19 protein-coding genes are annotated in these 22,465 nt (G+C 61.0%); 10 read left to right on the plus strand and 9 right to left on the minus strand.

The window, feature by feature from the left end:
• Positions 1-29 precede the first annotated feature (29 nt).
• Together qcrA and qcrB are read left to right on the plus strand one after the other, a co-directional pair.
• Entirely contained in the window at positions 30-1,073 is a 1,044-nt protein-coding gene (gene qcrA, locus HX613_RS20445; RefSeq protein ID WP_143921632.1) for a cytochrome bc1 complex Rieske iron-sulfur subunit, read from the plus strand.
• Entirely contained in the window at positions 1,070-2,695 is a 1,626-nt protein-coding gene (gene qcrB, locus HX613_RS20450; RefSeq protein WP_235347004.1) for a cytochrome bc1 complex cytochrome b subunit, read from the plus strand. The genes qcrA and qcrB overlap by 4 nt, the downstream gene beginning before the upstream one ends.
• A gap of 932 nt (positions 2,696-3,627) precedes the next feature.
• Here the strand turns inward: qcrB and HX613_RS20455 are convergent.
• From HX613_RS20455 to HX613_RS20480, 6 genes are all read right to left on the minus strand, one after another.
• Complete coding sequence (locus HX613_RS20455; protein WP_235347005.1) at positions 3,628-4,029, minus strand: cytochrome c oxidase subunit 4; 402 nt, start codon at positions 4,027-4,029, stop codon at positions 3,628-3,630.
• Positions 4,026-5,723, minus strand: coding sequence for an aa3-type cytochrome oxidase subunit I (ctaD, locus tag HX613_RS20460; protein ID WP_235347006.1), 1,698 nt, complete (start codon positions 5,721-5,723; stop codon positions 4,026-4,028). Before ctaD ends, HX613_RS20455 begins: the two co-directional genes overlap by 4 nt.
• Positions 5,720-6,592 (minus strand): aa3-type cytochrome oxidase subunit II, encoded by an 873-nt coding sequence (gene ctaC / locus HX613_RS20465; RefSeq protein WP_235347007.1) that lies wholly within the window; start codon positions 6,590-6,592, stop codon positions 5,720-5,722. The genes ctaD and ctaC overlap by 4 nt, the downstream gene beginning before the upstream one ends.
• A gap of 109 nt (positions 6,593-6,701) precedes the next feature.
• Positions 6,702-7,370 carry a leucyl/phenylalanyl-tRNA--protein transferase gene (gene aat, locus HX613_RS20470; protein WP_235347008.1) on the minus strand — a complete coding sequence of 223 codons (669 nt, stop codon included), beginning with the start codon at positions 7,368-7,370 and terminating at the stop codon, positions 6,702-6,704.
• A 36-nt stretch (positions 7,371-7,406) separates the two neighbouring features.
• Complete coding sequence (locus HX613_RS20475) at positions 7,407-7,760, minus strand: HesB/IscA family protein (RefSeq protein WP_101618722.1); 354 nt, start codon at positions 7,758-7,760, stop codon at positions 7,407-7,409.
• A gap of 84 nt (positions 7,761-7,844) precedes the next feature.
• Positions 7,845-9,218 carry a dipeptidase gene (locus HX613_RS20480; RefSeq protein ID WP_235347009.1) on the minus strand — a complete coding sequence of 458 codons (1,374 nt, stop codon included), beginning with the start codon at positions 9,216-9,218 and terminating at the stop codon, positions 7,845-7,847.
• 77 nt (positions 9,219-9,295) lie between these two features.
• Between HX613_RS20480 and HX613_RS20485 the strand changes: the two genes are divergently transcribed.
• Positions 9,296-9,856, plus strand: a complete 561-nt coding sequence (locus tag HX613_RS20485; RefSeq protein WP_235347010.1) for a DUF3043 domain-containing protein — start codon at positions 9,296-9,298, stop codon at positions 9,854-9,856.
• On the opposite strand, the gene HX613_RS20490 is transcribed toward HX613_RS20485, so the two are convergent.
• Positions 9,831-10,937: a quinone-dependent dihydroorotate dehydrogenase gene (locus tag HX613_RS20490; RefSeq protein ID WP_235347011.1), complete on the minus strand. Its 1,107-nt coding sequence runs from the start codon at positions 10,935-10,937 to the stop codon at positions 9,831-9,833. The genes HX613_RS20485 and HX613_RS20490 overlap by 26 nt on opposite strands.
• A 160-nt stretch (positions 10,938-11,097) precedes the next feature.
• Between HX613_RS20490 and HX613_RS20495 the strand changes: the two genes are divergently transcribed.
• The 3 genes from HX613_RS20495 (at position 11,098) to sucB (ending at position 16,024) form a co-directional block, all read left to right on the plus strand.
• Complete coding sequence (locus HX613_RS20495; RefSeq protein WP_235347012.1) at positions 11,098-12,588, plus strand: leucyl aminopeptidase; 1,491 nt, start codon at positions 11,098-11,100, stop codon at positions 12,586-12,588.
• A 152-nt stretch (positions 12,589-12,740) separates the two neighbouring features.
• Complete coding sequence (lpdA, locus tag HX613_RS20500) at positions 12,741-14,129, plus strand: dihydrolipoyl dehydrogenase (RefSeq protein WP_235347013.1); 1,389 nt, start codon at positions 12,741-12,743, stop codon at positions 14,127-14,129.
• Positions 14,130-14,149: 20 nt separating this feature from the next.
• On the plus strand, positions 14,150-16,024 hold the full coding sequence (gene sucB / locus HX613_RS20505; RefSeq protein ID WP_235347014.1) for a 2-oxoglutarate dehydrogenase, E2 component, dihydrolipoamide succinyltransferase: 1,875 nt from the start codon (positions 14,150-14,152) through the stop codon (positions 16,022-16,024).
• 130 nt (positions 16,025-16,154) lie between these two features.
• On the opposite strand, the gene HX613_RS20510 is transcribed toward sucB, so the two are convergent.
• On the minus strand, positions 16,155-17,606 hold the full coding sequence (locus HX613_RS20510; protein ID WP_235347015.1) for a hypothetical protein: 1,452 nt from the start codon (positions 17,604-17,606) through the stop codon (positions 16,155-16,157).
• A gap of 178 nt (positions 17,607-17,784) precedes the next feature.
• Here HX613_RS20510 and lipB point away from each other — a divergent pair, with 178 nt between their 5' ends.
• The 3 genes from lipB to HX613_RS20525 are packed head-to-tail and all read left to right on the plus strand — an operon-like array spanning position 17,785 to position 20,273.
• Complete coding sequence (lipB, locus tag HX613_RS20515) at positions 17,785-18,423, plus strand: lipoyl(octanoyl) transferase LipB (protein ID WP_235347016.1); 639 nt, start codon at positions 17,785-17,787, stop codon at positions 18,421-18,423.
• Positions 18,424-18,433: 10 nt separating this feature from the next.
• Entirely contained in the window at positions 18,434-19,486 is a 1,053-nt protein-coding gene (gene lipA / locus HX613_RS20520) for a lipoyl synthase (protein ID WP_235347017.1), read from the plus strand.
• A gap of 55 nt (positions 19,487-19,541) precedes the next feature.
• Complete coding sequence (locus HX613_RS20525) at positions 19,542-20,273, plus strand: DUF4191 domain-containing protein (RefSeq protein WP_235347018.1); 732 nt, start codon at positions 19,542-19,544, stop codon at positions 20,271-20,273.
• 174 nt (positions 20,274-20,447) lie between these two features.
• Here the strand turns inward: HX613_RS20525 and HX613_RS22880 are convergent, their stop codons facing one another.
• On the minus strand, positions 20,448-20,888 hold the full coding sequence (locus HX613_RS22880) for an RDD family protein (RefSeq protein WP_235347019.1): 441 nt from the start codon (positions 20,886-20,888) through the stop codon (positions 20,448-20,450).
• Positions 20,889-21,031: 143 nt separating this feature from the next.
• Between HX613_RS22880 and glnA the strand changes: the two genes are divergently transcribed.
• Positions 21,032-22,456, plus strand: a complete 1,425-nt coding sequence (glnA, locus tag HX613_RS20535) for a type I glutamate--ammonia ligase (protein WP_096160705.1) — start codon at positions 21,032-21,034, stop codon at positions 22,454-22,456.
• Positions 22,457-22,465: the final 9 nt, after the last annotated feature.

A 22,465-nucleotide genomic window follows, 5' to 3' on the forward strand; every position in this document is an offset into this window, starting at 1 on the left:
AATCACCACGAGAAAAGACGGGGAATTCAATGACCTCGAAAGACCACTTCGGCGGCGGCAGCCAGCTCGAGGAGTTGAATGGGTTCACAAACCCGGGGCTGCCGGAACACAAGCCTCGGCTTGCTGACGGAGATCCGAAGGCCGCGAAGGTCGCCGAACGCCAGGTGGCGTTGTGGTTCGTGCTGTCGATGGTGGGAACCATCTGGTTCATCGTCGCCTACTTCCTGTTCTCTCCAGGCGAGACGATGCAGAGCATTCGACTCCACAACACCTCCATCGGCCTCGGTGCCGCGGTAGCGATGTTCTCTATCGGCGTCGGCGCCGTTCTGTGGGCGAAGAACCTCATGAGCGATCACGAGGGAATCGATGAGCGTCACGACATCGGTGGCAGTGAAGAGGATCAGGCAGTTGCCCTTGAGATCCTGCACCAGGCGAAGGAAGAGTCGGGAATCGCCCGACGTCCTCTCCTGCGCAACACCCTGATTGCGGCACTGGCCATCGCTCCCCTGCCCGCAGTCCTCGTATTCCGCGACCTGGGCCCACTGCCCGGGGACAAGTTGTTCCACACGCTCTGGGGCAAAGGCATTCGCCTGATCCAGGACCCGGGCGGCATTCCATCGGTGGAATCCGAACGCCCGATCAAGGCAGATGACGTCACCATCGGTTCGGCCTACCACGTGCTGCCGTCGGGCATCGGCGATGAAGAGAACGCCGAACACCCGTTGGAGGAGAAGGCAAAAGCCGCCGTTCTTCTTATGCGCATCGATCCCAAGGAACTCAAAGAGGATCCGGATCGCAAGGACTGGTCACACGACGGCATCGTCGCCTATTCCAAGATCTGCACCCATGTCGGTTGCCCCGTCGCACTGTATGAGCACCAGACACACCACCTGCTCTGCCCGTGCCACCAGTCGACCTTCGATGTGACCGAACACTGCAAGGTCATCTTCGGCCCGGCCAAACGTCCACTGCCGCAGCTGCCCATCTCGGTCGACAGCGAAGGCTATCTGGTCGCACAGTCGGACTTCCCTGAGCCCGTCGGACCTACGTTCTGGGAGATCAATCACCCATGAGTACTACACAACCCACAACCACCATCGGGAAGGCCGCGAACTTCGCCGAGACTCGAGTCGGGGCTTCAGTCCTCGTCCGCGAGTTCGGACGTAAGATCTTTCCTTCCCACTGGTCGTTCATGCTCGGTGAGGTCGCTCTCTACAGCTTCGTCATCGTTATCCTCTCCGGAACGTTCCTGACCTTCTTCTTCACCCCTGCAATGGGTGAGATGCACTATGAAGGACCTTGGGCGCCGCTGCGCGGCGTCGAGATCTCGGAGGCGTACAACTCGACTCTGGCGATCTCATTCGAGATCCGCGGTGGACTGTTCATCCGTCAGATGCACCACTGGGGTGCACTGTTGTTCGTCGCCGCACTGAGCATCCACATGCTGCGTGTGTTCTTCACCGGCGCTTTCCGTCGCCCCCGCGAGCTCAACTGGATCGTCGGTGTTCTTCTGGTCATCATGGGAATGGCGGCAGGTTTCACCGGCTACTCACTACCCGATGATCTGCTCTCGGGCAACGGTCTGCGAATCATTGACGGAATCGTCAAATCACTGCCACTGGTCGGAACCTATCTCTCCTTCTTCATCTTCGGCGGCGAGTTCCCGGGCACCGACATCGTCGCCAGGCTCTACTCCCTCCACATCATGATCGTTCCCGCGCTGCTGATCGCTCTGATCGGCATCCACCTGGTGTTCGTCGTCGTGCACAAGCACACGCAGTACCCAGGTGCCGGCAACACCGAGAAGAACGTGGTGGGCGAGCCTGTTCTGCCGACATTCGCAGCCAAGGGCGGAGGCTTCTTCTTCCTCATCTTCGGCTTGGTGGCACTGATCTCAGCCCTCTTCACGATCAACCCGATCTGGAACTACGGGCCCTATGACCCCTCACCGGTCTCTGCAGGTACACAACCCGACTGGTACATCGGTTGGGCGGACGGATTCCTGCGCATCGTTCCAGGCTGGTTCGAGTTCTACATTGCCGGTTGGCCGATCTCGCTGAATATCAACAGCGCAGTCGTTGTCATGGGCGGCGTGTTCGGAGCGATGTTCATCTATCCGTTCTTCGAGTCCTGGTTGCTCAAGGACAAGCGCGAACACCACATCCTCGATCGTCCGCGCAACAACCCCACGCGTACTGCCATCGGTGTTGCAGGCATCATCTTCTACTGCAACATGTGGGCTGCAGCCTCGGGCGACATCATTGCCGTGTTCTTCCAGATGTCACTCAACGACATGATCTACATCTTCCGGATTGTGTTCTTCGTCGGACCGATCATCGGCTACATGATCACGAAGCGGATGTGCATCGGTCTGCAGCGCAAGGATCGTGAGATCGCACTGCATGGACGTGAGACGGCCAACATCATCCGTCTGCCCCACGGCGAGTTCCTTGAGCGTCACGAAGCTCTGCCTCCGCATAAACTGTGGAAGCTGACAGCGTTTGAGTCGCCCACGCATACGCCTGCGGAGCCGAATGCGGACGGTAAGATCACCGGACTTGAGAAGTTCCGTGCGAAGCTCTCCAAGTTCTTCTTCGAGGACCGTGTTGCGCCAGTGACAAAGCAGGAGCTCGAAGCATCGCACCACGATCATGATTCGGTTGAGTCGAACACTCACAACCAGATCGGTCACTGATCGAGTCAGAGTTCAGATGACGTGACTCTGAGGAGTCGACGGTACGACGGAGGGGCCCAACAGTTGATGTTGGGCCCCTCCGTCGTACCGTCATCGTGCGCCGCTGACCACTCGAACTGAGAGTTTGAGCTGGCATCATTCTGTGCTCGAAGCTCGACCGTTCGTACTGAAGCCATCACCATCGCTGAGGTGGCGCTGCTGTTTTCCATCTGATTGAAGCCGGCACTCATCGCGGACCTCATTTCTTAGACCTGTTCGGTGATTCCACGTACGACCACTCTCGACACCCGAACTGCGCTCTAAGACGGAGGTTCCGACACTCGGCACCGGACGCTCAATCAGCTCCCACAACGGAGACGTCGTAGCCTCTGGGCGCACCTACTCCCCTGCCTGTCCGACCGGGTTACGTAGTGAAGGTGATCGACGAGGTTCACCGGTGTCTACCGAGCTGAGCAGATACCTACGAGAAGAAGCCACGGATCGGCGATCAGGAGGTCGTCGACCGGGACCACCGAATCCGAATAGGTCGAAGCTCTCAGAATCTTGCGCGATCTCCTGATCGCCGATCCGTGGCCTGTTGGCCTATGAAGTAGAGCAGCGCGTCTTTCGCAGAATCTCCCGGGTGAAGGTCCAACAACTCATCATGTTCCCGAGTCGATGCGCAGCAGGAGCGAAGGGTGGTCAAGGTGAGACCTTGAGTGCTTCGCTCCTCGTGCGGCTGATCGTCTCGGGGCCCTACAGATAGTCCTGGTTGCCGAGACGGTGACAACGATCTGGCCAGATCACCTGGCAGTCCATTGTCACGGAGGAACTCGACTGTGTGGTGTCCGAGCCACTGGCGCTGTGCCCTGAGGCTGTACGTGAATACAGCGATGGCCCGGACTCAAACGAGTCCGGGCCATCAGTGCTATCCGATATCGGTCTTCAGCGAATCAGTGGGCGTGGTCCCCACGATCGTGTTCGTACGACAGTCCGACCAGAGCTACCAGGCCGAGTACGGCACCGAAGGGGAAGATCCACCAACCCATGGCGATTCCGTAGAACGCCACAGCGGCCGCACCGGCACACACGATCGGCCACCAGCTCCATGGGCTGAAGAAGCCGTAGTCCGCGTCGGCATCGGAGATCTCTGCATGCTCATTATCCTGGGGCTGGCGACCGACCCGACGGTCTGTCAGCCACAGGTAGACGCCGATCATCAAGGACATCGCACCGACGAGGAGCAATGCCGGGAATCCGACCATCTCAGAGAAGTCCGTATAGAACCCATAGAAGACTCCAACGGCTGCGAAGAAGATGCCACAGATCACGAAGACATAGATCGAGGATTTCACTTGACATTACCTCCTGTGAGTTGCGGCTCTGGGGTCCCGTGCCCGGCGTACTCGAGCAGCTCAGGGTGGTTCACATCGAATGCCGGGCGCTCGGAACGGATGCGCGGCAGCGAGGTGAAGTTGTGGCGAGGAGGTGGGCAGGAAGTCGCCCACTCCAGTGATCCGCCGTAACCCCATGGGTCATCTACTGTCACCTTCGGTGCATTGCGAGCGGTGATCCACACGTTCCAGAAGAAGGGAACCATGGACAGGCCGAGGAGCATGGCACCGACAGTCGACACCTGGTTCATCCAGGTGAAGCCGTCTTGCGGGAGGTAGTCGGCGTAACGGCGGGGCATTCCGTCGACTCCCAGCCAGTGCTGGACGAGGAAGGTGCCGTGGAAGCCGACGAACAGCATCCAGAAGTGAATGTGCCCCAGCTTCTCGTTGAGCATTCGGCCGGTCCACTTCGGCCACCAGAAGTAGAATCCGGCGAACATCGCGAACACGACGGTGCCGAAGACCACGTAGTGGAAGTGAGCGACGACGAAGTAGGAGTCAGAGACCTGCATATCAAGAGCAGGGCTAGCCAGGATGACACCGGTGAGACCGCCGAAGAGGAATGTGACGAGGAAGCCGATGGACCAGACCATCGGCGTCTCGAAGGTGATCGACCCCCGCCACATCGTGCCGACCCAGTTGAAGAACTTCACCCCTGTCGGAATCGCGATGAGCATCGTCATGAAGGCGAAGAACGGCAGGGCGACAACGCCGGTGACATACATGTGGTGAGCCCACACGGTCACAGACAGAGCCGCGATCGAGATCGTCGCGAAGACCAGTTCCTTGTAGCCGAAGACGGGCTTGCGGCTGAAGACCGGGAAGATCTCCGTCACGATGCCGAAGAAGGGCAGGGCAATGACGTAGACCTCTGGGTGACCGAAGAACCAGAACAGGTGCTGCCACAGTATCGGTCCCCCGTTGCCGGGGCTGAAGACATGTGATCCCAGTATTCGGTCGGCGCCCAACACGAGCAGAGCGGCCGCGAGGGGCTGGAAGGCCATCAGGACGAGGATGCCGGTGATGAGGACGTTCCAGGTGAAGATGGGCATACGGAACATGGTCATGCCTGGGGCACGCATCGTGATGACGGTGGTGATGAAGTTGACCGAGCCGAGGATCGTTCCGATTCCCTGCAGCGCCAAGCCGAGAACCCAGAGGTTGCCTCCGGCACCCGGAGTGAACGTTGTATTGCTCAGAGGCGCGTACGCGGTCCATCCGAACGAGGCAGCACCCTGAGGGGTGAGGAATCCGGAAAGGGCGATCAGCGAACCGAAGAGGAACATCCAGAAGGCGAAGGCGTTGAGACGAGGGAAAGCCACGTCTGGGGCACCGATCTGCAACGGCATGATCACGTTGGCAAAGCCAGCGAACAACGGAGTCGCGAACATCAGCAGCATCAGCGTGCCATGCATTGTGAACAGCTGGTTGTACTGTTCCTTCGTCTCAATGATCTGCATGCCCGGGTCGAAGAGCTCGAGCCGGATGATGAGCGCCATGACGCCACCGACGCAGAAGAAGATGAACGACGCGATCAGGTACATGTAGCCGATCGTCTTATGGTCGGTCGACGTAATCCAGTCGACGATGACCTTTCCCTTGCTCCGAGGAACAACAGGGGCATCAAGAGCCGGCTGATTCATCGTTGCGGTCATTTTTCAGCACCTTCTTTCGGGTACCAGTTGCGATCGTACTCAGGACCGAGCTGACCCTTATTGCCTTTGTCGCCGAGGGACTTGGTGTAGTCCTCGAATTCGGCCTTGGAAACGACCTTCACATTGAAGAGCATCTCCGAGTGGTACTCACCGCACAGCTCGGCGCACTTGCCTACGTACTCGCCTTCTTTCTCGGCGCGCAGATGCAGACTCTGGTCGTGACCAGGAATCATGTCGCGCTTCTCGAGGAATGCGGGGACCCAGAACGAGTGGATGACATCGCGTGAACGAAGTTTGATCTCGAGGTCGGTGTCGACCGGGAGGTAGAGGGTCGGTGCCTTCTCCCCCGGCTTCTCAGAGCCATCGAGGTGAACCTGCGTACCTGCGTAGTACACGTCTTGATTGACGTAGTTGAAGTCCCACGCCCATTGTTTTGCGGCAACTTCGATGACCTGTTCACCGGGAGTGGTGTCGTCGGTGGTCTTCTCCATGACCTGGACGCTCTGGAAGAAGAATCCAAGAACCAGGATGACTGGGGTGACCGTGAACAGGATTTCGATCGGCATACTGTAGCGCAGCTGCACAGGCAGTCCGCGATCGTTCTTGCGGCGGCGGTAAGCGACCATCGCCCACAGGATGAGCCCCCAGACGATCAGCCCTACGATCAGCAGGGCGATCCATGCGCCGTTCCACAGTGAGGTGTAGGCCTCGGTGTGGTTGGTGGCGCCCTTCGATTCGGCGGGGAAGAATCCGGTGGAGATCTGCTCTTTCGTGCAGCCGGACAGCAACGCCAGTACAGCGACGGCGCCCAGAGTGCCGAGCCGCTTCGCCCAGGACCTTCCCGGTCCTGCCTGATTCGGAGAATCCACGTGCAGCCTTTCACAACCTTATTCGTCCTCCGGATGCCCGAAGAACGAATTCTTACTATGTCAGTTACCAGAGTACCGCTACAAGCGGTAGAAATTCACATGCAAATGATCATTTGTTGAGAATAACCTGACAACGATTCCCGCGGAGAGCGGAATCTAGCCGAGCGGAGTAGTCGAGACCGCTGATCTCCGACACGCCGAGGCTCGCCAGGTGTGACGTCTGCCACTGCGTATCGATGAGCCATCCATTCGCGTCGTCAACAGTGTCGACCGAGGTGGGAAGGGTTGGAGCCGTGGTTCCGTCGAGGAGGGAGACGAGGTGGACGAGTGCGGCTTTCGAGGCATCTCGCTGGGTGTGAAACATCGATTCTCCGGCGAAGAATGAGCCCATGGCCACACCGTAGAGACCCCCCACGAGGACGCCTTCTGATCTGACTTCGACGGAATGAGCCCACCCGTCTGCGTGGAGGCCCAAGTAGAGGCTGATGATGTCTTCGGTGATCCAGCTGCCGGGCCGGCTGGGGTCCGCGCAGGCGCGGATGACCCGTTCGAAATCCGTGTTGACGCTGCATTCGAAGCGGCGCATCGACTTGCGCAGGCTCTTGCTGACTTTGAGGTCTCCTGGAAAGAGCACACCGCGACGTCGCGGAGCCCACCATCCCATTCGTCCGGTGCCGCCGCTGCCGATGCCCATGGGGAACAGTCCGGCCCGATACGAAGAGAGGACCTGGGGCTGCGTTGCCGTGTATGACACGGCGCGCAGATCCTCCAGGTCCATCTCAGTGACTTTCAGGTCTGTTTCAGCGGGCGGACGTCAGTGGAACGAGTCGCCGCATGCGCAGGAGCCGCCGGCGTTCGGGTTGTCGATCGTGAAGCCCTGCTTCTCGATGGTGTCAGCGAAATCGATGGTCGAGCCACCGAGGTAGGGCACGCTCATCCGATCGACGATGACCTCGACTCCGTCGAAGTCACGCACAGCGTCACCGTCGAGCTGACGCTCGTCGAAGTACAGCTGATAGATCAGACCAGAGCAGCCGCCGGGCTGAACGGCCACACGCAGGCGCAGGTCGTCGCGACCTTCCTGCTGCAACAGGCTGCGCACCTTGTCGGCCGCCGTGCTCGACAGTTCAACCTCGTGCGTGGCCATCGCTTCGTTCGTCACAGTCATGGTTACTCCTTATTTCGATCCTGCCTGTCTCCAGGCTACACCGCGCACAACGCTATCGACGATGAACCTATTCCCGAGTCGCCCTCAGCCGGCTGCCAGTTTCTGCAGAAGGAGCGCCTCGGCGACGATTGCCGCCTTGAAATCGGGCAGATACAGCGACTCATTTGCGCTGTGTGCCCTGGCGTCGGGGTCCTCGACTCCGGTGACCAGGATGGAGGCCTGCGGGAACACCTCGAGGAGATCGGCGATGAACGGGATCGAGCCGCCGATGCCCATGGTCACGGACTCCTGCCCCCATGCTTCGGTGAGGGCGCGTTGCGCGGTCTGCACCACGGGATCGTTCATGTCTGCCTGCCATGGGCTGCCGCCCTCCGTGTCTCCGATGGTGAGGGTGGCGCCGAAGGGAAGATTGTCACGCAGGTGCTCTTCGACGGCCCGGACGGCATCCTCGGGTGTGTCTCCTGGGGCCAAGCGGATCGACAGCTTTGCCCGCAGGCTCGACTGGAGAGTATTCGACGAGACGTCGACGTCGGGGATGTCGAGTCCGATGACTGTGATCGAAGGCTGGGTCCACAATCGGGAAGCCAGGGAGCCGGAGCCGATGAGTGAAGTCGAATCGAGAACACCGGAGTCGGAGCGGATCGTTGACTCTTCGTAGTCGATGTCGCTGTCGAGCTGTGACTTGAGTCCTTTGACGGCAACAGAGCCGTTCTCATCGTGGAGGCTGCTCAGCACCCGTGTCATGGCCAGCATCGCGTCGGGGACGATTCCGCCGTACATTCCCGAATGCACCGCGTGACCGAGTGTGGAGATTTCGAATTCGATGGCGAACATGCCCCGCAGGCTCGTTGTCAGAGCTGGAGTGCCCGCCGCCCAATTCCCGGAATCGGCGACGACGATGACGTCGGCAGCAAGCTTGTCCTGGTAGGTCTCAAGGAAGTTGCGGAAGCTCGGGCTGCCAGCCTCTTCCTCGCCTTCGATGAAGAGAGTCACCCCTACGCCGAGGCGGTCTGCCAGGAGCCGCAGCGAGGTGAGGTGGACCATGATGCCGGCTTTGTCGTCGGCGGCCCCGCGACCGTAGAGCCGATCCCCGGTCCGGGTGGCGATGAAGGGTTCGGTTTCCCAAGCGTCGGGCTTGCCCGGAGGCTGGACATCGTGGTGTGCGTAGAGCAGCACGGTCGGTGCCCCTGCTGGAGCCGGCACCGAGGCGACAACAGCAGGGTACCCGTCCGTTCCGTCCTCCTGCGCCGCGTTCAGGATGTCGACGTCGAGGCCCAGATTGCGGGCGAGGCCGGCGACTGCTTCGGCGCTGGATCGAACGTTGGCGGGATCGAAGCTCGGCCAGGCGACCGAGGGGATCGCCACGAGATCACTCAGCTGGTCGATGACCTCGTCGAAAATAGTGTCGAGTTCGGCATGCAATTGTGCACTGTCCAGTGCAGAAGTCGATTCGCTCATTCTCCAAAGGTAGTATTCATTAGGTGTTCGGAAGCAAAAAATCTCATGAGGATGCGCAATCCTCCGACAATCGACCGGTGAACGATGACGGTTCACACCCTGGTGCTGCCACGCAGCGTGAGGCTGAGCAGAAGAAAGGACGGCCGACGCCCAAACGCAGTCAGCAGGAATCGGTGCGTAAGCAGCCGCTGGTTTCGAAGGATCGCAAGGTGGCGAACCAGAGGGCCAAGGAACAGACGCGCAAGGACCGTGATCGTGCCCGCATCGGCATGATGAACGGTGAGGAGCAGTACCTCACACGCCGCGACAAAGGTCCCCAGCGTCGCTACGTTCGCGACTACATTGATGCTCGCTTCTCCATCGGAGAGCTGTTCATCCCCGCCGCGATTCTGATCTTGGTTGTGGCATTCACACAGCCGGTCGCCATTCAGCAGTACTTCACCTACGCGGTCTGGGGCCTGCTGGCGTTGGTCATCCTCGACGGCGTCATCGTCAACTACATCCTCAAGGGACGGTTGAAAGCCAAGTTCGGAACCGTCGAACGAGGCCTGGCCTTCTACGCGATCATGCGCAGCGTCCAGATCCGTCCGCTGCGCATGCCGAAGCCTCAGGTCAAACGCCGCCAGTACCCCGAGTGAGCAGAGTCCGCGCACGCCTGGCGCGGATGGTCCGTCCGGGCCAGAACGGTCCGGAGTAGATCATCTCCGAATAGGACTGAACAAGATCAGCGCCCGCCGCAAGTCGGGCGCTGATGTCATTGGCATCAGCGATTCCGCCGACCGAGATGATGCTCAGGTTCTCTCCGACGGTGGCCTTGACCAACCGCAGGACTTCCATCGACCGGCGAGCCAACGGACGGCCCGAGATTCCACCAGCCTGGCCGCGAGCGAAGTCAGCTTCCCGACCACTCAGCACGTCCCGATCGATCGTGGTGTTGGTGGTGATGAGGCCATCGACACCCGAACGCACCGCGAGATCACAGATCTCGACGACATCGTCGTCGTTGAGATCGGGTGCGATCTTAACCAGCAGCGGCACATGACCGAGCGTGGAACGAGGAGTTGTGACCACCTCGGCGGCGGCAGAGCGCACGGCGTCGATGATGGGCTCCAGACTCGACACGGACTGCAGGTCACGCAGACCCGGAGTGTTCGGCGAACTCACATTGATGACGAGGTAGTCAGCCAGAGGCGCAGAGTACCGCGCTGAGCTGGCATAGTCCTCGACCGCATCGGCAGCGTCGACGACCTTGGTCTTGCCGATGTTGATCCCGATGATCGGACGCTGGGCATCAGGCAGGAAGGCAATCGACCTCCGCTGCTTCTCGATGTTGAAAGCAGCCTGCCGGGCACCCTGGTTGTTGAAGCCCATCCGATTGAGCAGCGCAAGATTGTCGCGCAGGCGAAACAGTCGAGGCTTGTCATTGCCGGGCTGAGCATGAGCGGTGATCGTGCCGACCTCGATGTGGCCGAAGCCCAGCGCAGACAGAGCGTGGATCCCTTCACCGTTCTTGTCGAAACCAGCTGCGAGTCCGAGGCGATTGGGAAAGCGCAGCCCCAGCACATCCGCCTCATCGCGGGTGCCGTGGGCCAGAACCAAACGCAGCAGACGTCCCAGACCAGGGACGGAGTCGAGGATTCTCAGTGCTGTGAACGACACATGATGTGCGCGTTCGGCATCCATAGGGGCGAAGAAGAGTTTGAAGATAAGTGAGTACACACCCCCAGAATATGTCAGGTGAAAGATCGGCCGAAGGGCGGCACGGTTCGCAGACACCCGAAATTCACGCAGATCCCTGCTCAGAACGGTCACCGTTATCCATCCCCTGTGAAATGGCATTAGGATCGATTCAACGTTCAAAGACGATGAAAGGGAATATATGCCCAGTGCATCCACGCCCACCAGCTACTCTTCGACCACACTCGTGAAAGCCACCGCTTCCGTTCTGGTGTTGGGAGTCGCTGACGACAAGGTCCTCGGCCTCGACACTGCGAAGACCGCACGCACCGCTCTGGAGGACGTGGTCCGCGCGATCGAATTCAGCGGCAAGGCCGGATCCACAGCACGAGTAGCCGCACCCAAGGGCTTCTCCTCCTCGAGCATCCTGCTGGTCGGTCTCGGCACCTTCGACTCCACAGCGTCCGGCAATGACGCCGCAGCGAAGTCGCACGAAGCCCTCCGCCGCGCCGCAGGCAGTGCACTGCGCGCCCTCGACGGTGTGGATTCGATTGCCATGGGCCTGCCGGCCATCACCGCCCAGGCAGTCGAAGCCGTCACCATCGGTGCGGGCCTCGGCGCCTACCGCTTCATCGACTACCGCAGCCAGGACGCAGACAAGGTGCCCGGAACAGTCACCATCCTCGGGCCCAAGAGCAAAGAGCACTCGGCAGCACACGCCAACGGCGCGATCATCGCCGCAGCGACGAACCGGGCCCGAGACCTCGTCAATACCCCTCCCCTCGATCTCTACCCCGAATCCTTCGCCCAGCGGGTCAAGGACCAGGGCAAGGAACGCAAGCTCAAAGTGAGCGTCCTCGGCGAGAAGGAACTCCAGGCCGGTGGATACGGTGGACTCATCGGTGTCGGCCAAGGATCAACTCGCGGCCCGCGCCTGGTCAAGGTCGAATACTCCCCCAAAGGCGCCGAACGCCACGTGAGCTTCGTCGGCAAGGGCATCACCTTCGACTCCGGCGGCATCTCCCTCAAGCCCGCAGCGAGCATGGAGGACATGAAATCCGACATGGCCGGCGCCGCAGCCGTCGTCCAGGCCCTGTTCGCCATCGCAGACCTGGGACTGCCCGTCCGCGCGACTGCCTGGCTGCCCCTGGCCGAGAACATGCCGGGATCATCGGCCACTCGACCCAGCGACGTGCTGCATATGCGCAGCGGCAAGACGGTCGAAGTCACCAATACCGATGCCGAGGGCCGATTGGTTCTCGCCGACGCATTGGCAGACGCCGACGCAGAGAATCCCGATCTGCTCATCGATGTGGCCACACTGACGGGAGCACAGGTCGTGGCCTTGGGCAATCGGACATCAGGCGTCATGGGTGCTGAGGCTGCACGCAGTCTCGTGACCGCCTCGGCGACGGAAGCCGGCGAAGAGATGTGGGCAATGCCGATCCCCGAAGAGATGCTCTCCGGTTTCGACTCCAACGCAGCCGACCTGAAGAACTCCGGACCGCGCCACGGCGGTATGCTCGCCGCCGCAGCATTCCTCCAGGAATTCGTCAGCGAGGACGCGAACTGGGCACACATCGACATCGCCGGACCGAGCTTCAACACCGGGTCCGCTTTCGGCTACACCCCAGTCGCCGCCACCGGCGCGGCAGTTCGGACCCTCATCCAAGCAGCGAAGCAGGTGAACTGACACACCAGTTTCTACACACTGTCGATCTTGACGTGATCATCACCACCTGTGTCCAAACAGACAGCGTGTGCTTTCGCCCTTGGCGAGAAAAGTGGAAAGATAGAAGGAAAGCTGCGTAAGGCAGGCTTATTCACAGCTACGAGGAGTAATCCGTGAGTGACTCATTGACCTACGACCTTGTCGTTCTGGGCGGCGGAACCGGCGGCTACGCTGCCGCGCTGCGCGCTGCAGAGCTCGACATGAAGGTTGCTTTGATCGAACGCGACAAGGTTGGCGGCACATGCTTGCACCGCGGTTGTGTTCCGACGAAGGCGCTTCTGCATGCTGCAGAAGTCGCCGACACAGCGAAGGAATCGTCCAACTTCGGCATTGAGGTCGAATTCAAGGGCATCGACATCGAAAAAGTTCTCGACTACAAGAACAATGTCATTTCTCGTAACTACAAAGGCCTGCAGGGTCTGGTCAAAGCACGTGGAATCGACACGTACTTCGGCACCGGCAAGCTCGTCGGCAAGGATACGGTCGAGGTCGAGGGTGAAGACGGCAAGCACACCGTCACCGGCACCAACGTCCTCCTGTCAACGGGTTCGACGTCGAAGACCATCGGCCTCGACATCACCGAGCGTGTGATCACGAGCACCGAAGCTCTCGAGCTCGACAAGGTCCCCGGCTCGGCGATCGTCCTCGGCGGCGGCGTCATCGGCGTCGAGTTCGCCAGCGTGTGGTCGTCGTTCGGTGCCGAGGTCACCATCGTTGAGGGACTCAAGCACCTCGTGGCCAACGAGGACGAGACGATCTCGAAGAACCTCGAACGTGCCTTCAAGAAGCGCAAGATCGGCTTCAAGCTCGGCACCATGTTCAAGGGCGTCGAAGAGACCGCCGACGGAGTCAAGGTGACTCTCGAAGACGGTTCGGTCCTCGAAGCCGAGTACCTCCTCGTTGCAGTCGGCCGTGGCCCGGTCACCGACGGGTTCGGCTTCGAAGAGCAGGGCATCCCCATGGACCGCGGATTCGTCCTGGCCAACGAGCGACTCCACACCGGAGTCGGCAACATCTACGCCTGCGGCGACATCGTTCCCGGCCTGCAGCTGGCCCACCGTGCCTTCGGTCAGGGAATCTTCATCGCCGAGGAGATCGCTGGACTCAACCCGGTGCCTGTATTGGAGTCCGGTATTCCTCGCGTGACCTACTGCGAACCCGAGATCTTCTCTGTCGGACTCTCGTCCAAGCAGGCCGAAGAGCAGTATGGAGCCGACAGCGTCGAATCCATCGAATACAACCTGGGTGGCAACGGCAAGTCCGTGATCCTGAATACCACGGGTCTGATCAAGGTCATCCGTGAGAAGGACGGGCCCGTCGTCGGCGTCCACGGCATCGGTGCTCGACTGAGCGAACAGGCCGGCGAAGCCCAACTGATCGTCAACTGGGAGGCATTCCCAGAGGAAGTTGCGCAACTCATTCACGCTCACCCGACGCAGAATGAAGCACTCGGCGAGGCCCACCTGGCCCTTGCCGGCAAACCCCTGCACTTCCACTCTTAAGATCCGAGGAGACGAAAGACATGTCGAATTCCGTGCAGATGCCGGCTCTCGGTGAGTCGGTGACCGAAGGAACAGTCACCCGCTGGCTGAAATCCGTCGGTGAAGAAATCGAAGTAGACGAGCCGTTGCTCGAGGTGTCGACCGACAAGGTCGACACGGAGATCCCCAGCCCGTACGCAGGTGTCCTGGAGAAGATCTTGGCCGACGAAGACGATGTCGTCGAAGTCGGTGGAGACCTTGCCTATATCGGCGACGGCAGCGGATCCGATTCCGCAGACTCGACCGAGGCAGAGGACACGTCCGATGAGGACTCCTCCGAAGCAGCCGAGGACTCCTCTGAAGCAACTGAGGAATCCGAGCCCGCAGCGGCAGAGGAAGCCGAGGAGAGAGCCTCTGACTCCGCAGACGAATCGGCTGCTGAAGCACCGGCGTCACCGGGTTCCGAGGGCGAAGGCACGGAGATCACCATGCCAGCGCTTGGTGAGTCCGTGACCGAAGGCACCGTTACTCGGTGGCTCAAAGAGGTCGGCGAAGAAGTTGAGGTCGATGAACCTCTGCTCGAGGTGTCCACCGACAAGGTCGACACCGAGGTCCCCTCCCCCGTGGCAGGAACAGTTCAGGCACACCTGGCCGAAGAGGACGAGACCGTCGAGGTCGGCGCACCGTTGGCTCGCGTCGGCTCAGGCGCTCCCGCCTCCTCCGACTCGGGATCCGCCGATTCGGAGTCGGCTGCGGCAGAGTCTTCCGCCGCTGAAGAGGAAGCCCCGGCCGAAGAGCCTCAGGAAGCCCCTGCTGAGGAGCCAGAGGAAGAAGCACCCGCCGAGGACGAGAAGTCCGCGCCCGCAGAAGAAGCACCGAAGCAGGAAGCCTCTGCTCCGGCCGCTTCGAAGCCTGCCGCGGCGAAGTCCGAGAGCTCAACACCTGCTCCCGCCGCTGCTGACACCGTTGGTGAGAATGCAGCATATGTGACCCCTCTCGTTCGCCGTCTGGCACGCGATGAGGGAGTCGATCTGAGCTCCGTCACCGGCACTGGTGTGGGCGGACGCATCCGCAAGCATGACGTCGTCGCCGCGGCCGCGAATCGTGGTTCGGCAACGTCGGGTTCGGCAGCTCCGGCAGCCGGCGGTGCGAAGGCAACGTTCAAGCTCGAGATTCCCGAAGAGGCCGCGAAACTTCGTGGCACCACGGAGAAGGCTTCGCGCATCCGACAGACGATTGCCAAACGGATGAGCGAGTCCCTCGAAGTATCGGCTCAGCTGACCCAGGTGGTCGAGGTCGATATGACACGGGTCGTGAAACTGCGCAAGGCCAACAAGGAAGCCTTCCAGTCAAAGCACGGCTCGAAGCTGACCTACCTGCCGTTCTTCGGTAAGGCCGTCGTCGAGGCGCTGAAGCAGCACCCGAAGGTCAACGCACAGTACGATCTGGAATCTCAGCAGATCACGTACTTCGATCATGAGCACCTGGCGATCGCGGTGGACACCCCCCGTGGACTCCTCGTGCCTGTGATCAAGGACGCTGGCGACCTGAGCATCGCCGGGATCTCGAAGTCGATCGACGATGTCGCGGACCGGACTCGCAACAACAAGATCATGCCTGATGAGCTCTCGGGTGGAACGTTCACCATCACCAATATCGGTTCGGTGGGTGCTCTGTTCGATACTCCGATCATCAACCAGCCGCAGATGGGCATTCTGGGCACCGGTACGATCGTGCGACGTCCGATCGTCGTCAAGACTGCAGACGGGGAAGAGTCCATCGCCATCCGCGACATGGTCTACCTGCCGTTGACCTACAACCACCAGTTGGTTGACGGTGCGGATGCAGGACGATTCCTGCAGACGATCAAGGCGCGTCTGGAAGAAGGCAACTTCGAGGCGGACCTCGAGCTCTGATATGTTCCAGGACCAGTTCCTGAGGTGAGTCGCCAGACTCTCCAGGGAAATGGGAAGGCCGGTCACTGATGTGGCCGGCCTTTCTCATGCCTTCAGGCCTCTCCCCCACTCAACCGTCGATCTCCCGCACTCAACCGTCGGTCTCCGTGACTGCGAGAATCTTCCAGGCACTGCCATGGGGCACCAACTCGAACTCGACGTGGGTGGGCTCGAACCCTGACTCCTTCCCTTCGGCCGTGACGCTCGTCGACATGCGGGCCCGGACCAGGATGTGGTCGTCCGTCCGCTCCCTGACGACTGGATCATCCAACTCGATCGCGTAATCATTGCCGACGAAGGCCTGGAGGTCGAGCAGCTCATCGGCCGTTGCAGCTGAGGAGTCGGGGACGGTCAGTGCCGCTAAAGCCTGCTCATCACCGGCGCTCAATGCATCTGAGCGCTTTCGGCAGAGGTCATCCAGCAGGGCAAGGACCTGCCTGTCCGACATCCTCTCGGCATCGCTGTCCGGCTCAATCGTTCCCGGCACGGAGCTCTCTGCCGAAGACGGGCCCGAGTCCTCTGGCGAACTCACCGAGGCGGCGGTTCCCTCCGTACTCCACGACCTGACCATGACGGCCCCGCCGAGGATCGTCACGAAAACTGCGAGGAGAGCCCAGGCTCGCGGCCGGGTCGTCAGCTTCTGTCGTCGTTCCACAGTCTGCAGTCGATCCAGCAGACTGCGACAGCCCTCATCGATGGTTGCTGACAGACGAGTCAGCAGGTTTGGACTCACCCGGCTTCGGCGAGGTTCCCGGCGTCGCCTGCGAACACCTTCACGGCTGGCTGCCCGCAGCCGACCCGCGGCGCCTGTGCCTGTGGCTTCGGATCGACCTGGCGCCGTCGCGGTATCGGGCCGACGCACGGGCGTGGGCGACTTGGCTGCTCGCAATCGCGCCGTCAGGGCCTGTCCGGGGTCGAGGTCGGGTTCAGCAGGCAGCAGCGGGAGCGCACTGGCGGCCCCGGTTCGACGCAGTGCCGCGCTGACCTCGTCGAGGGTGTCATTGAGACCGGAGACGGCGCACGAGTCGCCCAGCAGCTGTGCGACCAATGTCTGCAGCGGCTGGGAACAGCCTGCCAGAGCGACGGAGACCGGAAGGGGACTCTGCTCCCACGGACGACCGTGCGCCGCGTGAAAGATCATCTCTCCGACCGCGAATCGGGTCGAGGCCGGCGATGTCCGGCTGATTCCGGGGATGATCCGGGGGTGGCCATCGGCATCGAGGCCGATGCTCTCAAGGCTGAGACGGGATTGCGCGTCGCTGCTCCCCCGCAGCTCGTCGGCGATGCCGAGGAAGAGCGTGCTCAACTCGCCTTCCACCAGCCCCTGGTAGGAACGGACAGCGTCGAGGACGAGGCCGCCGGCAAGTGGTTCCACGAGGAGAAGCGAGGTGCGGCCGGTAGGCAGATCGACCTCGGCGATGCCGAGAGCGTCCGGGTGATCTGCGTCGAAGCCGCCATGGGCGACTCCCCAGAGCGTCTGCCCCTGAGCATTCACCAGTCGATGGATGTCATCAGAGACCGGTGCTTGGAGTTCCCACGTCATTGTTCGTCATCTCCGTCGATGGATTACGCGGCATTTATAATGCTATATGATCATGTTTGACTCTATTTAATACTGTTTGATAGCGCGGGATATGTCAACAGGGTTCCCGCACCCAGAGGTGTCGAGGCTCATCTTCAATGAAATTGAACCCCCGGGACAAGAGACATAGTCTGGAGGCATGCCTCTGGTCACCGAAACACTGGGCTTCGCACCCGTCTACTCGGACTACGTGCGAACCTGGGACTTGCAGAAGAAGTATCACGAAGAAGTGCTTGCGGGGGATCGCAGCTCAACGATTCTCCTGCTCGAACACCCGCCGGTCTACACTGCCGGAAAACGCACGGAAGACCACGAGCGGCCGACCGACGGCACAGAGGTCGTCGATGTCGACCGTGGAGGGAAGATCACCTGGCATGGACCGGGTCAGCTCGTCGCCTACCTCGTGTACAAGCTCAACGACACCAAAGAGGTCAGACTGTTCGTCTCTCAGCTCGAGGATTCGATGATCGAACTCCTCGCTGAATACGACATCGAAGCCACGACCGTCGAGGGACGCGCGGGTGTTTGGATCCTCGGAGACGGAACCCGCCGTGACCGGAAGATCGGCGCAATCGGCATCCGCATCCACGAAGGCGTGACCATGCACGGTCTGGCACTGAACTGCAGCAATGACCTCGCTGCCTACGAACCGATCATCGCCTGCGGGATCGCGGACGCCGACACCACGACCATGAGTGCAGAACTCGGCCGAAGCGTGACACCTGAAGATGTCGCGAGCCGCCTCGACGAGATCCTGCACCACCACATCACAGCCTAGGAGAATAGACGTGACCATAGCGCCAGAAGGCCGTCGCATGCTCCGTGTCGAAGCACGGAACTCAGAGACGCCGATCGAAGACAAGCCAGCCTGGATCAAGGCAAAGGCCCATATCGGTCCCGAATACACGTCTCTGAAATCACTGGTTCGCAAGCAGGAGCTGCACACTGTCTGCGAGGAAGCCGGCTGCCCCAATATCTTCGAGTGCTGGGAAGATCGCGAAGCGACGTTCCTCATCGGTGGCGAACAGTGCACACGACGCTGTGATTTCTGTCAGATCGATACAGGAAAGCCTGCCGACTTCGATGCCGATGAACCTCGCCGTGTGGCAGCCTCCGTCGGAGAGATGGGTCTGCGTTACTCGACGATCACCGGAGTTGCCCGCGACGACCTCGACGACGGCGGTGCATGGCTGTATGCCGAGACCGTACGTCAGATCCACAATCTCGACAGCACCGATGGAAGCGGTACGGGCGTCGAACTCCTCATCCCTGACTTCAACGCTGAACCCGATCAGCTCGCCGAGGTCTTCTCCTCGCGTCCGGAGGTGCTGGCTCACAATGTTGAGACTGTCCCCCGCATCTTCAAGCGGATCCGTCCGGCCTTCCGCTATGAGCGGTCACTGTCCGTGATCACCCGGGCGCGCGAGGCCGGCCTCATCACGAAGTCCAACCTCATGCTGGGCATGGGTGAGACGAACGACGAGATCATCGAGACTCTGCGCGACCTGCACGCGGCTGGGTGTGACCTCATCACGATCAACCAGTACCTGAGGCCCTCCCCGCGCCACCATCCCGTCACTCGGTGGGTCAAGCCGGCCGACTTCGTGATGCTGCGCGATGCAGCACAGGACATCGGGTTCTCAGGCGTCATGTCCGGTCCCCTGGTGCGTTCCTCGTACCGTGCCGGCCGCCTGTGGGCGACCGCTATGCGCCACCGTGGGGAGCAGATCCCCGCCCATCTGTCCCACCTTGACAGGCACACTCCTGCCAAGCAGGAGGCTCAGGCCGTTGTGGATACATTCGGTCCGGGCGAAGAGGTAGACTTGACTGCTGAGCAATGAGAGCGCTCGGGGCCCGGCCCCGACGCCGATACGCCATTCAAGAGCAAGTGAGAGCATGAGCGAAGAACCGCGCAAGGGACTTTTCCGCCGGAAGCCCAAGGACCCGAACAAGAAGCCAGGACGTCTGGCGCAGATGAAGCAGGTCTACGAGCTGTCGGCCAAGCACAATAAGGCCACCCCGTGGCTGTTGGCCGCGGCGATCCTCGGCTGTACGCTCATCGGCCTGCTGGCTGGACTTCTGTTCGGCGGAGCGGTCTTCACAACGATCCTCGGCTTCATGGTGGGTCTGCTGCTCGGCATGTTCATGCTCGGCCGGTTTGCCGAAACCGCAGCCTTCGCACAGATGGACGGCCAGCCCGGAGCCTTCGGTGCCGTCCTCAACACCGCCCGCCGCGGCTACCTGATGGACGACAAGCCCATCGCCATCGACCCGAAGAGCCGCGACCTCGTGTTCCGCTCGACCGGACGTGCGGGAGTCGTTCTGCTCAGCGAAGGACCGAAGGGTCGCAGCGCGAAGCTGCTGGCCAAGGAGCGCAAGCGCCACGAACGCATTCTGCCCAATGTCCCGGTTCACACGTTCCAGGGAGGCAACGAGGATGGCCAGCTGAAGATGAAGCAGGTCGTGCCGGCCGTGCAGAAGCTTCCGCGCAAGCTCAATAAGAACGAAGTGCTTGCCGTGCGCAATCGCCTCGCCGCTCTCGGCACTCAGGGGACTCGTCCTCCGATCCCGAAGGGCATCGACCCGAACAAGGCTCGCCCGAACCATAAGGCGATGCGCGGACGCTGATCTCTGCGCTCACACACCGACGCACTGCAGCGGTCCACACCGACGTAATACAGCAGTCGCAGTAAAGAGCAGTGGGGCACCGACTCGATCGAGTCGGTGCCCCACTGCTCTGCAGTTTCGCATCTGCACGAACTGCTCTCGGCCAGGACGACCGGTCCCCAGCCGGGAAAGGCCTCAGCGTTTGAGAATGAGTGTGCCGGCAGCCAGATCATGGAGACCGCGATTGTCGCGGTTGAAGATCAGCGCGGGAATGACGAGGACGACCAGAGCAGTGCGGATGAGTGCTTTGGCGAACCCCGGAACATGACCGTCCAGGCGACGGACCTCGATGCCGAAGATCCTGTGGCCGACCGTGTATCCGAGCGTGGACACGAGCAGGAAGTGCTCCAGTGCGAAGATTCCCGGAGCCAGGAACGGATTGGACGAGCCGATGAGGTTTGCGATGGCCAGGCACAAGAACCAATCCACCAGGAGCCCCAGCAGTCTGCGCCAGGCGGGAGCGAGTGAATGTGAGCCGTTCTCCGGCAAACCCAAGCGCCTGCCCGGCCAATCGCCGTCTTCTCGCTCAATCTTGGGCCCCTCAAGCCAGGAACCGAGGTCATCACGATTAATCACGGACCCAGCTTACCCAAATCGAACCTGGACAACCCCTCAGGAAACATGCCCGAAACATGGACGTCATCACCACTTCACCTGCTTGCAACTAAGATTGGGGGTGGTCAAGACAAACGACCACCATAATCTAACTAGGAGACTAAGTGTTCTCGTCTGCTGAAGAACTCGTCAACTACATCTCGGAGAACGACGTCAAATTCGTTGACGTCCGTTTCTGCGACCTTCCCGGTGTCGTCCAGCATTTCAACCTTCCTGCAGCCTCGTACGGCACGGAAGAGATCACCGAAGGTCTGCTCTTCGACGGTTCCTCAATCACGGGCTTCCAGGGCATCCACGAATCGGACATGAAGCTGCTCGCCGATGTCTCATCGGCCTACATCGACCCTTTCCGTGAGGCCAAGACCTTGGTCATCACGCACTCGATCGTCGATCCCTTCACCGATGAGCCCTACTCCCGAGATCCTCGCCAGGTTGCGGCCAAGGCCGAGGCCTACCTCGAGAGCACCGGCATCGCCGACACCGTCTTCTTCGGCGCCGAGGCGGAGTTCTACCTCTTCGACTCCATCCGTTACCAGAACACCCCGGGCAGCAGCTTCTACAAGATCGACTCCGAGGAAGCCGCCTGGAATACGGGCGAAGACGAGCCCGGCGGCAACCTCGGCTACAAGACCCCGTTCAAGGGCGGATACTTCCCTGTCTCGCCTCAGGATAAGTTCGCCGACATCCGCGATCAGATGTCGCTGACGCTCGAGCAGATCGGCTTCGAGATGGAGCGGGCCCACCATGAGGTCGGCACCGCAGGACAGCAGGAGATCAACTACAAGTTCAAGACCCTGCAGCATGCCGGCGATCAGCTCCTCGACTTCAAGTACGTGATCAAGAACACGGCCTACGAACTCGGCAAGTCGGCCACCTTCATGCCCAAGCCGCTCTTCGATGACAACGGTTCGGGCATGCACTGCCACCAGTCGCTGTGGAAGAACGGTGAACCGCTGTTCTACGACGAGAACGGCTATGGTGGGCTCTCCGATCTGGCTCGCTGGTACATCGGCGGCCTCATCGAACACGCCGGCGCAGTGCTGGCCTTCACCAACCCGACGATCAACTCGTACCGTCGTCTCGTGCCGGGATACGAAGCTCCCGTCAACCTCGTCTACTCGGCTCGCAACCGCTCCGCCGCGATCCGCATCCCGGTCACCGGCAGCTCGCCGAAGGCCAAGCGTCTCGAGTTCCGCGTGCCGGACCCGTCGACCAACCCCTACCTGGCCTTCTCCGCCCAGCTGATGGCCGGCCTCGACGGAATCCGCAATCGCATCGAGCCCCCGGAACCCATCGACAAGGACCTCTACGAGCTCCCACCAGAGGAAGCCAAGGACATCAAGTTGGTCCCCGGATCCCTCGATGAGGCGCTCATCGAGCTCGAGAAGGACCACGACTTCCTCACCGCGGGTGACGTCTTCACCTCCGACCTGATCGAGACGTGGATTCGGATCAAGCGTGAGAACGAGATCGACGTTGCACGTCTGCGTCCGACCCCGACAGAATTCGAGCTCTACTACGCACTCTGAGCCACGGCC

It is taken from the genome of Brevibacterium sp. UCMA 11754, from assembly GCF_021532275.1.
GTDB lineage: Bacteria > Actinomycetota > Actinomycetes > Actinomycetales > Brevibacteriaceae > Brevibacterium.